Source organism: Pseudomonas sp. Soil_N_39 (genome assembly GCF_057655955.1).
In genome coordinates, this window is the sequence record NZ_JBDGLI010000065.1 from 1 (window position 1) to 315 (window position 315).

The following is a 315-nucleotide window of genomic DNA, read 5'->3' on the forward strand; positions in this document are numbered from 1 at the left end:
TTCAGTCGGTTAGAATACCGGCCTGTCACGCCGGGGGTCGCGGGTTCGAGTCCCGTCCGCTGCGCCATATTCGGTTACCTGGAACGCTGAACGCCAGGTCACCACGGAAAGCCCGCTCACGCGGGCTTTTTGCTGTTTGCAGTTCCTGTGGTGTGCGTCGCTCCTTTTTTTGCTGAATTTGCTAATTAAATCAGCACGTTACGAAAAACTGTGAGAGAATGCGCCCCGCATCGAAAGTGAAGGGTGATTAGCTCAGCTGGGAGAGCGTCTGCCTTACAAGCAGAATGTCGGCGGTTCGATCCCGTCATCACCCAC

Annotated in this window: 1 tRNA gene; it reads left to right on the plus strand. The window is 55.6% G+C overall.

The features are described from left to right. Positions 1 to 241: 241 nt before the first annotated feature. Positions 242 to 314: transfer RNA gene (locus AC3A5O_RS28835), tRNA-Val, on the plus strand. The last annotated feature ends 1 nt before the right edge of the window (position 315 follow it).